This is a genomic window from Methylorubrum populi (genome assembly GCA_036946625.1).
Lineage (GTDB): Bacteria > Pseudomonadota > Alphaproteobacteria > Rhizobiales > Beijerinckiaceae > Methylobacterium > Methylobacterium populi_C.
On record JAQIIU010000003.1, the window covers coordinates 1,008,611 to 1,020,256 of the forward strand.

Genomic DNA, 11,646 nt, shown 5'->3' on the forward strand with positions numbered 1-11,646 from the left:
ATCATGCTGCTTCTCAAGCTCCGTCGCGGTGCAGGACATTCCGCACCGACGCTCACCGAAAGCCCGATCGCCGGCCCCTCGGACGAGGAGCGCCTGATCGGCGCGATCAGGCAATTGGCCGAGCATGCCGGTCCCGACGACGATTCGTTTACGGAAACGGCGATCGGCTCAGCCTTGGCCGATCTCGACCGGAAGCAGCGCAGGGACATCCGCACCGGGCGGTCCGACATCGCCGCCGTCGCCAAGGAGGCCTCGGAAGGCGCGATCAATATCGGCTGGACCACCTACGACGTCGGCGAGGTCGCGCAATCGACGCAGACGATCGCCAGCGCCATCGAGGAGATGGTCTCCTCCATCGCCGAGGTCGCGGAAACCTCGACGACGGCGGGCGCGAGTGCCGCCGCCGCCCGCGAGGCAATGAGCGCATGCACGGCCGATGTCGGCAACGCGCGTTCCGCCATGGATGCGATCCGCGACCGCACGCATCAGATCGACGAGCGCCTCCAGCTTCTCCAGAACGCCATCGCCGAGATCGGTACCATGGCGGGCACCATCGCGACGATATCGAGCCAGACCAACCTGCTCGCGCTCAACGCCACCATCGAGGCGGCCCGCGCCGGCGAGGCGGGACGCGGCTTCTCGGTCGTGGCCGCCGAGGTGAAATCGCTGTCCGGGCAGACCGCCCGCTCGACCGAGCAGATCCGCACCTGGCTCAACACGCTCCAGGGTGAGATGAATCAGATCGCCCGGGCGGTGGAGGAAAGCCGCACGGCGGTGGCGACGGGCAGCACCGTGGTCGATACGCTCGGCACCCGTGTCGAGGGCGCGGCCGAGCGCATCGCGCAGACCAGCGAGATGAACACCGCGCTCGCCGCGACCATCACCGAGCAGCGCAGCGCGACGGCGGAGATCTCCCGCAGCGTCCAGAGCATCGCGGAGAAGGCGGCCAAGACCCGCACCGAGATCGACAGCATCACGAAGCGCCTCCTGAAAGCCGAAGGCATCGCGCAGACGGCCCTCGCAGACGCCGCCGGTCTCGATCTCTACGAATTGGTGCGCCTGCCGGCCGATATCGGCCTGTGGAAGCGGGAACTGGCGACGATTTTGCTCGGCGCGGCGGCGGCCGATCCGGCCAAGGCGTCGTTGCGCGGACGCGCCGCGCGGCAGGTCGCGGAGGGTCTGCGCTCCGACGCCGCGCGCAGTCAGGCGGCGGATGCGTTCCTGACGGCCGAAGCGACCGCCCACGAGCAGGCGGAGCGCATGGTTCAGGCGATCGCTCAGGGCAACTGGGATGTCGGCACGCCGGCCTATCAGGCCGCGGGCGCCGCGATGAAGGAGATGATCGCGGCGGCGAACCGGATCGTCGAAGCCGGCTGAGCCGGGAAGGGCCGCCCGTCCTCTCGGGATCGGTGCGGCCCCGATCGTTTCAAGCGGCGTCGGGATCGCCGGTCCAGGTCGTGGCGAAGGTGGCCAGATGACGGGCATCCGTGAAGGCCAGCACCGTGACGGTGCGCTCGGCCGGCACGGCGCCGGGGTAGGGCGCCAGCATCACCGTTTCCTGCGACAGGCGAGCGTCGGGCGCGTTCGCGTCGAGCCACGCCTTCGCCTCCGGCGTCAAGCTGGCCGGGTCGGCCAGCGCCCGCGAGTCGGAGCGCAACACGATGATCGTCGTGCCGAGCCCCGGATTGGCCTCTTGGATCTGCTTGATGATATCGATCATCAGACCCTTGTTTCCGACGAAGCGTATTCGCTGAGCTGCACCGCCGGCTGCGTATCGGTGAAGTTCGGGATGTCTCCGAAGATCTCCGGGCCGTCCGCGGCGGCCGCAGCCTTGAACGCATCCGCCGACTCGAAGCGCAGCAGCGCCACCACCTGATAGGGCGGCGCTCCGCCGTCCGGCGTGCCGATGCCCTTCACCACCGTGTAATCGTGCAGGCCCTTCGGGGTCCAGCGCTCGCCGACCAGCGGCATGTGCTTCTTGAGATAGTAGTCCATATCGAAGCGGGTGCCGGCGCCGCTCGGATACATCACGCTGACGAGGATCATGGCGTCTCCTTCCGCCGGCGCTCTACCGCGGGCCGGCGGATCGGGAACATGACGCACCCGGCCGCCGGATCAAGCGCGGGCGGCGCCCAAGTCACGAGAGCCCCAGTCACGAGAACGTTCTTGAGAGACCGTTCGTCAGTGCAGCTTCACCCGCGGCTCGGTGCGGCGGGTCAGGGCCCGGGCGAGGGCATCGAGGCTGGTCTTCCACCAGCCGTTCACCGCCGTCTCGTGCATCTTGTAGAGCGAGCGGTACATCAGCCGGGCGAACAGCCCGGCGATGAACATGTTCTTCCCCTGGATGAAGCCCATCAGGTTGCCCACCGCGGTGTACTCGCCGAGCGAGACCAGGGAGCCGAAGTCGCGGTACTTGAACGGCTTCAGCGGCCGGCCGGCCAGCCGGTTGGCGATCTGCCCGTAGAGGTGCGAGGCCTGCTGATGCGCGGCTTGCGCCCGCGGCGGGATCGGCGTGTCGAAGCCGGCCTCCACGAGGTAGGCGCAGTCGCCCATGGCGAACACGTCCGGGTCGCGCGACGTCTGCAACGTCGGCGTGACGACGAGCTGGTTGTTGCGCGTGCTCTCCAGGCCGCCGAGATCCTTGAGGAAGGCCGGCCCCTTCACGCCCGCGGCCCAGACCACGAGCTCGGACGGGATGAAGCCGCCATCGGCGAGCTGGACGCCGTCGGCGCGCACCTCGGTCACGCGCGCCTTCACCCGCACCTCGACGCCGATCTTCGTGAGGAGCGCCATGACCTCCCCCGCCAGCCGCTGCGGCACCGCCGGCAGGATGCGGTCGGCGGCCTCGACCAGGGTGATCTTGAGGTCCTTGGCCGGGTCGATCCGGTCGAGGCCGGTGCTGGCGACCTCGCGGGTGGTGCGGTGCAGTTCCGCCGCGAGCTCCGTGCCGGTCGCGCCCGCCCCGATCACCGTCACGTGGAGCTGGCCGGGGCGCACCGGGCCCTCCTGGGTGTGGGCGCGCAGCATGCCGTTGACGAGGCGCTGGTGGAAGCGCACCGCCTGCTCCTTGGTGTCGAGGGCAATGGCGTGCTCCGCCACCCCCGGCGTGCCGAAATCGTTGGTGGTGGACCCCACCGCCATGATCAGCGTGCCGTAGGGCACCGTGCGCATCGGCGTGACCTCGCGCCCCTCGCCGTCACGGCTGGCGGCGAGCTGGATCACCCGCTTCTCGCGATCGAGACCGGTCATCTCGCCGATACGGTAGCGGAAATGGTTGGCGTGGGCGTGATGCAGGTAGTCGACCGCGTGGTGGCCGACATCGAGCGAGCCGGCGGCAACCTCGTGCAGCAGCGGCTTCCAGATGTGGGTCCGCGCCCGGTCGACCAGGGTGACGTGCGCCTTGCCGCGCTTGCCATATTTGTTGCCGAGCTTCGTCACCAGTTCCAGGCCGGCGGCCCCTCCCCCCACCACGACGATCCTGTGCAGATCGGTGACCGTTTCGCTCGGAACCATCCTCGCCCCACTCCCGTGCGTGGGCCGCGTCATTCGGCGGCCCTCCAGCTTGGAATGATCTTACATCAGCACCCGTGCGATCACCCACTCGTTCGCCGCGTGGGTGGGGCGCAAGTTTGGCAAAGCATCCTGGGCGGATCCGGCAAAATTTTTTGTGCCGCTGAGAAGCTTTTCTTTTGTTCTACTGGGCCGGGGCACCGGGCTGGCGCAGGGGATGGGCGCGGGCGACCGCATCGAGCGAGAGGAGCGTCTCGGCGATCCGCTTCACTGTCGGATAGGGTTCGGTGTCGATGCCGAAAATACCGGTGCCGACCCAGAGGCTGATCAGGCAGAGATCGGCATGGCTGACCGCGTCGCCCTGGCAGAAGCGGCCCGTGCCCGGCTCGGCCGAGAGACGCGTCTCCAGCGTCTTCAGGCCGGTGGTGAAGGCGTTGCGCAGGAATTCCAGCATCCGCTCGCGCGACAGGCCGTAATTCTCCATCAGGAAGGTGCGCACCCGCGGGACGTAGAGGGGATGCGTGTCGCAGGCGACGAGTTGAGCCAGCGAGCGGACGCGGGCCCGCGCCCGCGGCTCGGCCGGCAGCAGCGGAACGCCGGGATGCGTCTCTTCGAGGTAATCGAGGATCGCCAGCGACTGCGTCAGGGGTGGGCCCTCGCCGTCGAACAGGGCCGGCACCGCACCCTGCGGATTGATGGCGAGGAAGTCCGGCTTGAACTGATCGCCGGCATCGAGATCGAGGAAGCTTTCCTCGTAAGCGATGCCCTTCAGGTTCAGCGCCGCACGCACCCGGAACGCGGCGGCGGAGCGCCAGTTGCCGTACATCTTCATGGGTCGCTTCCTTTCCCGTCTTCCGCTCAGAAGGCCTGGAGCGTCAGTTCGGTGTGCTCGACCTGCGGCGGAGCCTCGAAAGTGGAGGACACCATCGCACGGTAATCCTTCCAGGCCTGGGAACCGGTAAAGTCTTTGGTATGGGCCTCCAGCGTGTCCCACTCGATCAGCAGGCGGTAACGCTGCGGCTTCTCGACCGAGCGGCGCACGGCGAAGCTGCGGCAACCGGCGGCGGCTCGGAAGATTTTCGCGGCCTCGGCAATGCCGGCCTCGAACGCGGCCTCCGAGCCGGGCTTCACGTCGATCTGCGCGATTTCGAGGATCATCCTGTTGCCGCTCCCTTGCCGGTCGGCGACCGCCCTACCGCTCGCCGGGCCCGCGGTCGAGCCCGGTCGGAATCAGGCCGGCGGCATTCGGCGCGCGGTTCAGGCACGCTCGACGGCGGTGGCCGCCGCATCGATGGCCGCGGCGACGGCGTTGATCGCGTCCTCGCTCAGGGGACCGCGACCGAGCCTCAGGCGCAGCGCCAGCTTCAGGTTCTCCATCGCCCGCACGACCTGCGGGGCCGGACCACCGCCATGGGTGCGGGCGGCCTCGGCCATGCGTGCCAGCAGCGGATCGAGGACGGCGCGCTGCGCTTCCAGATAGGCGCGGCCTTCCTCGGTGATGGTGTGAAGCTTCTTGGCGCCCTCGCCCTCGCTGACCGTGACGTGGCCGAGTTCTTCGAGGAGCGTGAGGGTCGGGTAGATCGTGCCCGGGCTCGGGCTGTAGGCGCCGCCGACCTGCTCCTCGATCGCCTTGATGATCTCGTAGCCGTGGCGCGGCTTCTCGGCGATCAGATGCAGGATGACGAGCCGCAGGTCGCCATGAGCGAAGAAGCGGCCGAGCCCGCCCCGGCCGCCGCGCCCGAAGGGCGGCCCCTCGCGATGCATGCGGTGATGAAGGGGCCGGTCGTGCCGTTCCCCGCGGGCGAGGAAGTCGTGGAGGGGGTGATGACGGGGGAAATGGTGACGCATCGGATGATTCGATCCTGTTTCGATATGTCGTGATTTTAGATATATCGAAAATAGGTCGAATGCAAGTCCGCCGACCCGCCGGACCGCCTTCTCATGCCGGAAACGAAAAAGGCCTCCCCGGAGGGAGGCCTTTCCGCATCGTTCGAGGTGGAGCCGCTTACGCTGCCAGCGAGCGCAGCACGTAGGGCAGGATGCCGCCGTTGCGGAAGTATTCCAGCTCGTCGAGGGTATCGATCCGGCAGGTCAGCGGGACTTCCTTCTTCGAGCCGTCGGCAGAGGTGATCTCGGCCGTCAGCGTCTGGCGCGGCTTCAGTTCGCCCGCCAGCCCCTTGATCGTCACGGTCTCGTCGCCCTTGAGCCCCAGCGACTGCCAGGACGTGTCGCCCTGGAAGACCAGCGGCACCACGCCCATGCCGACGAGGTTCGAGCGGTGGATGCGCTCGAAGCTCTCGGCGATGACGGCGCGCACGCCCAGGAGCTTGGTGCCCTTGGCCGCCCAGTCGCGGGAGGAACCGGTGCCGTATTCCTTTCCGGCGAAGACGACGAGGGGGATGCCCTCCTCCGCGTATTTCTGCGCGGCGTCGTAGATGTACATCCGCTCGGCCGAGGGCTGGTGCAGCGTGAAGCCACCTTCGACGACGTTGCCGGCCTCGTCCTTCACCATCTGGTTCTTGATGCGGATGTTGGCGAAGGTGCCCCGCATCATGACCTCGTGGTTGCCGCGGCGGGTGCCGTACTGGTTGAAGTCCTGCACCCGCACCTGATGGGATTGCAGGTACTCGCCGGCGGGCGAGGCCGCGCGGATGTTGCCGGCGGGCGAGATGTGGTCGGTCGTGATCGAATCGAGGAACAGGCCGAGGATGCGCGCGCCCTCGATGTCGGTGACGGGGGCCGGCGTCATCTCCATGCCCTCGAAGTAGGGCGGGTTCTGCACGTAGGTGGAGCCGCCGTCCCAGGCGAAGGTCTCGGCCTCGGTGACTTCCACGCCCTTCCAGTTGGCGTCGCCGCCGAACACGTCGGCGTAGCGGCTCTTGAACAGGGCCGAGGTGATGTTCTCCTCGATGAAGCGGTTCACCTCCTCCGAGGACGGCCAGATGTCGGCGAGGTAGACCGGCTTGCCGTCCGAACCCTGGCCGAGCGGTTCCTTCGTGATGTCGATCTGGAGCGAGCCGGCCAGCGCATAGGCCACGACGAGCGGCGGCGAGGCGAGGTAGTTGGCCCGCACGTCCGGGTTCACGCGGCCCTCGAAGTTGCGGTTGCCGGAGAGCACGGCGGCCGCGACCACGTCGTTGTCGTTGATCGCCTTCGAGATCGGGGCCGGGAGCGGGCCGGAATTGCCGATGCAGGTGGTGCAGCCGAAGCCGACGAGGTTGAAGCCGAGCGCGTCGAGGCTCTCCTGCAGGCCGGACTTCTCCAGATACTCGCCGACGACCTGGCTGCCGGGGGCGAGCGAGGTCTTCACCCACGGCTTCGAGCGCAGGCCCTTGGCGACCGCGTTGCGGGCGAGCAGGCCGGCGCCGATCATCACGCTCGGGTTCGAGGTGTTGGTGCAGGACGTGATCGCGGCGATCACCACGTCGCCGTGGCCGATGTCGAAGTTCGTGCCCTCGACCGCGTAACGGCTGGCGATGTCGGACGCCTTCCTGAACTCCTTCTCCATGGCGTCGGTGAATCCCGCCTTGGCGGCGTCGAGCAGAACCCGGTCCTGCGGGCGCTTCGGGCCGGCGAGCGACGGGCGCACGGTGCCCATGTCGAGTTCGAGCGTGTCGGTGAAGACCGGGTCGGGGGTCTGCGCGTCGCGCCACATGCCCTGCGCCTTGGCATAGGCTTCGACGAGCGCGATGCGCTCGTCCTGCCGGCCGGTGACCTTCAGGAAGTCGATGGTCTTCCGGTCGATGGGGAAGAAGCCGCAGGTCGCGCCGTATTCGGGCGCCATGTTCGAGATCGTGGCGCGGTCGGCCACCGGCATGTCGTCGAGGCCGGGGCCGTAGAACTCCACGAACTTGCCGACCACGCCCTTCTTGCGCAGCATCTGCGTCACGGTGAGCACGAGGTCGGTCGCGGTGGTGCCCTCCGGCAGCTTGCCGGACAGCCTGAAGCCGACGACCTCGGGGATCAGCATCGACAGCGGCTGGCCGAGCATCGCGGCCTCGGCCTCGATGCCGCCGACGCCCCAGCCGAGCACGGCCAGACCGTTGACCATGGTGGTGTGCGAGTCGGTGCCGACGAGGCTGTCGGGATAGGCGATCTCGGCGCCGTCCTCGGTCCGGGTCCAGACCGTCTGCGACAGGTATTCGAGGTTCACCTGATGGCAGATGCCGGTGCCCGGCGGCACCACGGAGAAGTTGCGGAAGGCCGACTGGCCCCACTTCAGGAAGGTGTAGCGCTCGCCGTTGCGGGCGTATTCCAGCGCCACGTTCTCGTCGAGGGCCTTCGGGGTGCCGAATTCGTCCACGATCACCGAGTGGTCGATGACGAGATCGACCGGCACCAGCGGATTGATCTTCTGGGGGTCGCCGCCGAGGTTCGCCATGGCGTCGCGCATGGCGGCGAGGTCCACCACCGCCGGAACGCCGGTGAAGTCCTGCATCAGCACGCGGGAGGGACGGAAGGCGATCTCGGTCTCGGCCTTGCCCCGGTTGCCGAGCCACGCGACGGCGGCCTCGATGTCGCCCTTGCGGACCGAGCGGTCGTCCTCGAAGCGGAGGAGATTCTCGAGGATCACCTTCATCGAGAACGGCAGGGCGGCCGCATCGGCCAAGCCGTTCTTCTGTGCCTCGGGGATCGAGTAATAGGTGTAGGTCTTGCCATCTGCCTCAAGCGTCTGGCGAGCCTTGAAACTGTCGAGCGATGCCACGGCGAGTCGAGTCCTGAGCTGGCGTTAGCGAACACGGAGCAGGCATGACCTGCGCCACGAGAGGTGTTCGGCCGGTGCGCTCCGAGGAGCGCGCGCCGCCCCGGGGGTGCCCGGGTAGCGAGTGCCCTCGACGGAGCCCCGGCGCCGGGACATTCGCGAAAAGCACTCAGGATGGTGCGCGAGGGGCGGTTTGGACGCCCTTGAATGATCGCGCGGCGCAGCCTGGGCCGGTCTATAGAACGTTTCGAAAATGGCCGCTACTGGCCCGATGACACAGGCGCGCGACTGACAGTGCGGTCGGATCAGGCTTCCGCCGCGGAGGCGGAGCAGCGGCGGACCGCTTCCCGGAACGCTTCGAGCTGGGCCGGGACGAGTCGGGCTGTCAGCCGCTCGCGCCCCGCCACGGCGGCGGGTGCGCGGGCCGCCGCCGCCTCGCTCGGGCGGGACAGGGCCCGCGGGGTCGTCTCGGCATCCATGACCGGACCCTCCTGCCGGCATTCGTTCGCCGGCTGCCGGGTCAATTCCCGGCAAGCGCGGGCGGTTCGCACCGTGGGCGGCGATCGGCTATAGGCCGCCCGTGACAGCCCCGCACCCCGCTCCGGCGGGACGCGCGGACCATCGATCAGCGCCATTCCGCTCCGGGACGACGAGACGTGCGGACTTTCCCAATGCCGAAGGACGATCCGTGCGGCTGATCGTCGAGAATCTCGCCTGCCGCCGCTCCGGACGCCGGATCTTTTCCGGTCTCTCCTTCGATCTCGGACCCGGCGAGGCGCTGATGGTCACCGGGCGGAACGGGGCGGGCAAGTCGAGCCTGCTCGCGATGCTGTCAGGGCGGCTCAAGCCCGATGCCGGGGCGATCCGGGCCGAGGGGATCGGCGAGGCGAGCCTGCCGGAATGCCTTCACGTGGTCGGTCATCGGGACGGGCTGAAATCGGCGCTGACGGCTGCCGAGAACCTCGCATTCGCCCGCGACCTCCTCGGCCATCCGGCAGCCTCCCCGAAAGCCGCGCTCGAAGCGATGGGCCTGCCGCACGTGGCACGCCTGCCGGTCGGCTACCTCTCGGCGGGACAGCGGCGCCGGGTGGCGCTGGCGCGGCTGCTGGTCTGCCGCCGTCCGCTCTGGCTGCTCGACGAGCCGACCGCGGCCCTCGATCTCGCCTCGCAGGGCGTACTCGCCGGCCTGATGAACCACCATCGCGCCGGGGGCGGCCTCGTGGTGGCCGCGACCCATCAGGCGCTCGGCCTGGAGGACGCGCGCGAGCTGCGCATCGGCCCAGGCGCACCCGAGGCGGCGGCTCCGGCGGAGGATCAGCTATGATGCGCGCCTTCTCCGCCCTGCTCGCCCGCGACCTCAAGCTCGCCGCCCGGGTCGGCGGCTCCGGCGCGCTCTCGCTCGTCTTCTTCCTGATGATCGTGGTGCTGGTGCCCTTCGCCCTCGGGCCCGACCTGAACCTGCTCTCGCGGATCGGACCGGCGATCCTGTGGCTCTCGGCGGTGCTCGCGACGCTGATCGGTCTCGACCGGCTGTTTCAGTCGGACGAGGAGGACGGCTCGCTCGACCTGATGACCGGTGCGGCGGTGCCGCTGGAACTCGTCGTGCTCGCCAAGGTGCTCGCCTCCTGGCTCACCACGGGCCTGCCGTTGGCACTCGCCTCGCCCTTGTTCGGCCTGCTGGTGGCGCTCTCGCCGGCCGCCATGGGCGCCACCGCCCTGACGCTGGCGCTCGGCACGCCGGCGCTCGCCTTCATCGGCGCGGTCGGTGCGGCGCTGACCGCCTCGATCCGCCGGGGTGGGCTGATCCTGGCCATCGTCGTGCTGCCGCTGATGATCCCGACGCTGATCTTCGGCGTCTCGGCCGCGGAAGCGGCGCTCGGCGGAACCGTGCCGTTCACGACGCCGCTGGCGGTGCTGGCTGCCTTGAGCCTGATCGCGGCGGTGGTCGGCACCCTGGCCGCCGCCGCCGCGCTGCGCTGGCCGGAATGACCCGAGATCCCGGACGACCTTATGCCAACCGGCGATGATCCCGACGCATCGCCGGTTGCCCTGCGGCTTGGCATTATTTGTCGCAGCCGATGCAGATCCCGGTATCGATCTTGTCGTCCTTCTTCTCCATGCGCGATTCGCGCTCCGACACGGTCGAGTCGCGGCGTTCGCCCCCTCCCCCCGCGGGCGGCATGGTGCGGCCGACGGAGGAGGTGTTGGGCACGTAGATGGTCGAACCGGGGCCGCCGCCGGTCCCGGTCTGAGTCGGTGCCTGAGCTGCGGCCGATGCCGCGAACGCCGTCGCCATGGCCGCGGTGAACAGGATGCGTGTGATCATCGTCGAACTCCCTTGGAGTTCGAACGCAGGAGGCTCGTACCGGTTCACCGGTCGCACGGCTGTCGGCCGGCGCTCGCCGAATCGGCTCAGTCCGGCCAGCCGATCGTGGCCTCGCGCAGTCCCATCACGCGCGCCTCGTCGAGCCCGAACGAGCGGGACGCATCGAACACCTCGCCGGAGATGCTGACATCGCAATCCTCGCCGAGCTCGCCGCCTTGGCAAAGCGCGAGCGCGCGGGCTCGGCTGCGGAATTCGGCCGATGCCACTCGGATCAGCAGCTTGCCGACCGCCCTCACATCGCCGGCCTCGCCATCCGGGGCGAGGCCGACACAGGTCATCTCGTCCGGCGTCGCGTAAACGAGATGGCAATGGTCGAGCGTGACGCGTTCGCCGATACGGTGACGCGCCGTTCCCATGAAGGCCGCGACGTCCACATGGGTCTCCTCCGCCTGCGATCCGGCGGGCAGGAACACCGCAGCCAGCGACAGCACCCACGAGACCCGCATCGACCGAAACGCCTTCGAGTGAGGCCGATCCTCAACCCAACGCAAGTTCCAAGGCAAGTTGCGGGCCGCCAAGAGGGATGACAATCACCCGCAGCCACGGCGGTCGTCGCCCTATCATATGCGAAAAATGCATGCCCCAACCGTGATCGAATCGATTGCTTTGTGCACTGCAGCGTGAGAAACAATGGCCATGCAGGTTCGCGATGGCGTCGCGGCCCTGCTGCCCTTCTTGGGCGTTTCCTCCCTAGACTTCGGGCCGCTCCAACCGGAGCGGCCTTTTTTCTGCCTATCGACTCTGTTGCATCGAAGGCACAGGCCTACAGGCACGCTCGCGGCCACGTTGACCGGAATGGACCACGCCCTCTAGCGTGGCCGCCGACGGTTCCCGCAAGGGATCAAAAGGGAATGCGGTGACGGGCATCGCGCTCGGACTCCGCGGCTGCCCCCGCAACTGTGAGCGGAGAGCCCCCCATCATGACGTCACTGGGCGTGCCTCGCCTGGGAAGACGATGGGGGACGACGACCCGCGAGCCAGGAGACCTGCCGTCAGCCGTGGTCACACGCGAGCCATGCCGGGCGGGGTGCTCCAGCAGGTGTCGAAG

Annotated in this window: 13 protein-coding genes and 1 riboswitch; of the genes, 3 read left to right on the top strand and 10 right to left on the bottom strand. The window is 68.7% G+C overall.

Going from position 1 to position 11,646, the window contains the following annotated elements; all coding sequences use genetic code 11:
* The first annotated feature begins 3 nt into the window (after window positions 1-3).
* Window positions 4-1,377: a methyl-accepting chemotaxis protein gene (locus tag PGN25_16115; protein ID MEH3119063.1), complete on the top strand. Its 1,374-nt coding sequence runs from the start codon at window positions 4-6 to the stop codon at window positions 1,375-1,377.
* A 49-nt stretch (window positions 1,378-1,426) separates the two neighbouring features.
* Here the strand turns inward: PGN25_16115 and PGN25_16120 are convergent, their stop codons facing one another.
* From PGN25_16120 to PGN25_16155, 8 genes are all read right to left on the bottom strand, one after another.
* A complete protein-coding gene (locus tag PGN25_16120) occupies window positions 1,427-1,720 on the bottom strand; it encodes a hypothetical protein (GenBank protein MEH3119064.1) in 294 nt (97 codons plus the stop codon).
* Window positions 1,720-2,046 carry an EthD family reductase gene (locus PGN25_16125; protein ID MEH3119065.1) on the bottom strand — a complete coding sequence of 109 codons (327 nt, stop codon included), beginning with the start codon at window positions 2,044-2,046 and terminating at the stop codon, window positions 1,720-1,722. Before PGN25_16125 ends, PGN25_16120 begins: the two co-directional genes overlap by 1 nt.
* A 135-nt stretch (window positions 2,047-2,181) precedes the next feature.
* The gene (locus tag PGN25_16130) at window positions 2,182-3,513 is read right to left on the bottom strand and encodes an NAD(P)/FAD-dependent oxidoreductase (protein MEH3119066.1); all 1,332 of its coding nucleotides are present in this window, start codon (window positions 3,511-3,513) and stop codon (window positions 2,182-2,184) included.
* Between the two features lie 181 nt (window positions 3,514-3,694).
* Complete coding sequence (maiA, locus tag PGN25_16135) at window positions 3,695-4,342, bottom strand: maleylacetoacetate isomerase (GenBank protein ID MEH3119067.1); 648 nt, start codon at window positions 4,340-4,342, stop codon at window positions 3,695-3,697.
* Between the two features lie 26 nt (window positions 4,343-4,368).
* Window positions 4,369-4,668 carry an antibiotic biosynthesis monooxygenase gene (locus tag PGN25_16140; GenBank protein ID MEH3119068.1) on the bottom strand — a complete coding sequence of 100 codons (300 nt, stop codon included), beginning with the start codon at window positions 4,666-4,668 and terminating at the stop codon, window positions 4,369-4,371.
* A gap of 99 nt (window positions 4,669-4,767) precedes the next feature.
* Complete coding sequence (locus PGN25_16145) at window positions 4,768-5,358, bottom strand: PadR family transcriptional regulator (protein ID MEH3119069.1); 591 nt, start codon at window positions 5,356-5,358, stop codon at window positions 4,768-4,770.
* Between the two features lie 157 nt (window positions 5,359-5,515).
* On the bottom strand, window positions 5,516-8,215 hold the full coding sequence (gene acnA / locus PGN25_16150) for an aconitate hydratase AcnA (GenBank protein MEH3119070.1): 2,700 nt from the start codon (window positions 8,213-8,215) through the stop codon (window positions 5,516-5,518).
* A gap of 302 nt (window positions 8,216-8,517) precedes the next feature.
* Entirely contained in the window at window positions 8,518-8,691 is a 174-nt protein-coding gene (locus PGN25_16155; GenBank protein MEH3119071.1) for a hypothetical protein, read from the bottom strand.
* Window positions 8,692-8,900: 209 nt separating this feature from the next.
* On the opposite strand from PGN25_16155, the gene ccmA reads away from it, so the two are divergent.
* Window positions 8,901-9,536: a heme ABC exporter ATP-binding protein CcmA gene (ccmA, locus tag PGN25_16160; protein ID MEH3119072.1), complete on the top strand. Its 636-nt coding sequence runs from the start codon at window positions 8,901-8,903 to the stop codon at window positions 9,534-9,536.
* The gene (ccmB, locus tag PGN25_16165; GenBank protein MEH3119073.1) at window positions 9,533-10,201 is read left to right on the top strand and encodes a heme exporter protein CcmB; all 669 of its coding nucleotides are present in this window, start codon (window positions 9,533-9,535) and stop codon (window positions 10,199-10,201) included. The genes ccmA and ccmB overlap by 4 nt, the downstream gene beginning before the upstream one ends.
* Window positions 10,202-10,274: 73 nt before the next feature.
* Here the strand turns inward: ccmB and PGN25_16170 are convergent, their stop codons facing one another.
* Together PGN25_16170 and PGN25_16175 are read right to left on the bottom strand one after the other, a co-directional pair.
* The gene (locus PGN25_16170; GenBank protein MEH3119074.1) at window positions 10,275-10,538 is read right to left on the bottom strand and encodes a hypothetical protein; all 264 of its coding nucleotides are present in this window, start codon (window positions 10,536-10,538) and stop codon (window positions 10,275-10,277) included.
* Window positions 10,539-10,624: 86 nt separating this feature from the next.
* The gene (locus PGN25_16175; protein ID MEH3119075.1) at window positions 10,625-11,029 is read right to left on the bottom strand and encodes a hypothetical protein; all 405 of its coding nucleotides are present in this window, start codon (window positions 11,027-11,029) and stop codon (window positions 10,625-10,627) included.
* 377 nt (window positions 11,030-11,406) lie between these two features.
* Window positions 11,407-11,607, top strand: a riboswitch (cobalamin riboswitch).
* Window positions 11,608-11,646 lie beyond the last annotated feature (39 nt).

Bases quoted from the DNA above. Each gene is read 5' to 3' on its own strand.
- maiA (MEH3119067.1), bottom strand. From the start codon at position 4,342: ATGAAGATGTACGGCAACTGGCGCTCCGCCGCCGCGTTCCGGGTGCGT.
- ccmB (MEH3119073.1), top strand. From the start codon at position 9,533: ATGATGCGCGCCTTCTCCGCCCTGCTCGCCCGCGACCTCAAGCTCGCC.
- PGN25_16125 (MEH3119065.1), bottom strand. From the start codon at position 2,046: ATGATCCTCGTCAGCGTGATGTATCCGAGCGGCGCCGGCACCCGCTTC.
- PGN25_16120 (MEH3119064.1), bottom strand. From the start codon at position 1,720: ATGATCGATATCATCAAGCAGATCCAAGAGGCCAATCCGGGGCTCGGC.
- PGN25_16170 (MEH3119074.1), bottom strand. From the start codon at position 10,538: ATGATCACACGCATCCTGTTCACCGCGGCCATGGCGACGGCGTTCGCG.
- PGN25_16155 (MEH3119071.1), bottom strand. From the start codon at position 8,691: ATGGATGCCGAGACGACCCCGCGGGCCCTGTCCCGCCCGAGCGAGGCG.
- PGN25_16140 (MEH3119068.1), bottom strand. From the start codon at position 4,668: ATGATCCTCGAAATCGCGCAGATCGACGTGAAGCCCGGCTCGGAGGCC.
- PGN25_16145 (MEH3119069.1), bottom strand. From the start codon at position 5,358: ATGCGTCACCATTTCCCCCGTCATCACCCCCTCCACGACTTCCTCGCC.
- PGN25_16115 (MEH3119063.1), top strand. From the start codon at position 4: ATGCTGCTTCTCAAGCTCCGTCGCGGTGCAGGACATTCCGCACCGACG.
- PGN25_16130 (MEH3119066.1), bottom strand. From the start codon at position 3,513: ATGGTTCCGAGCGAAACGGTCACCGATCTGCACAGGATCGTCGTGGTG.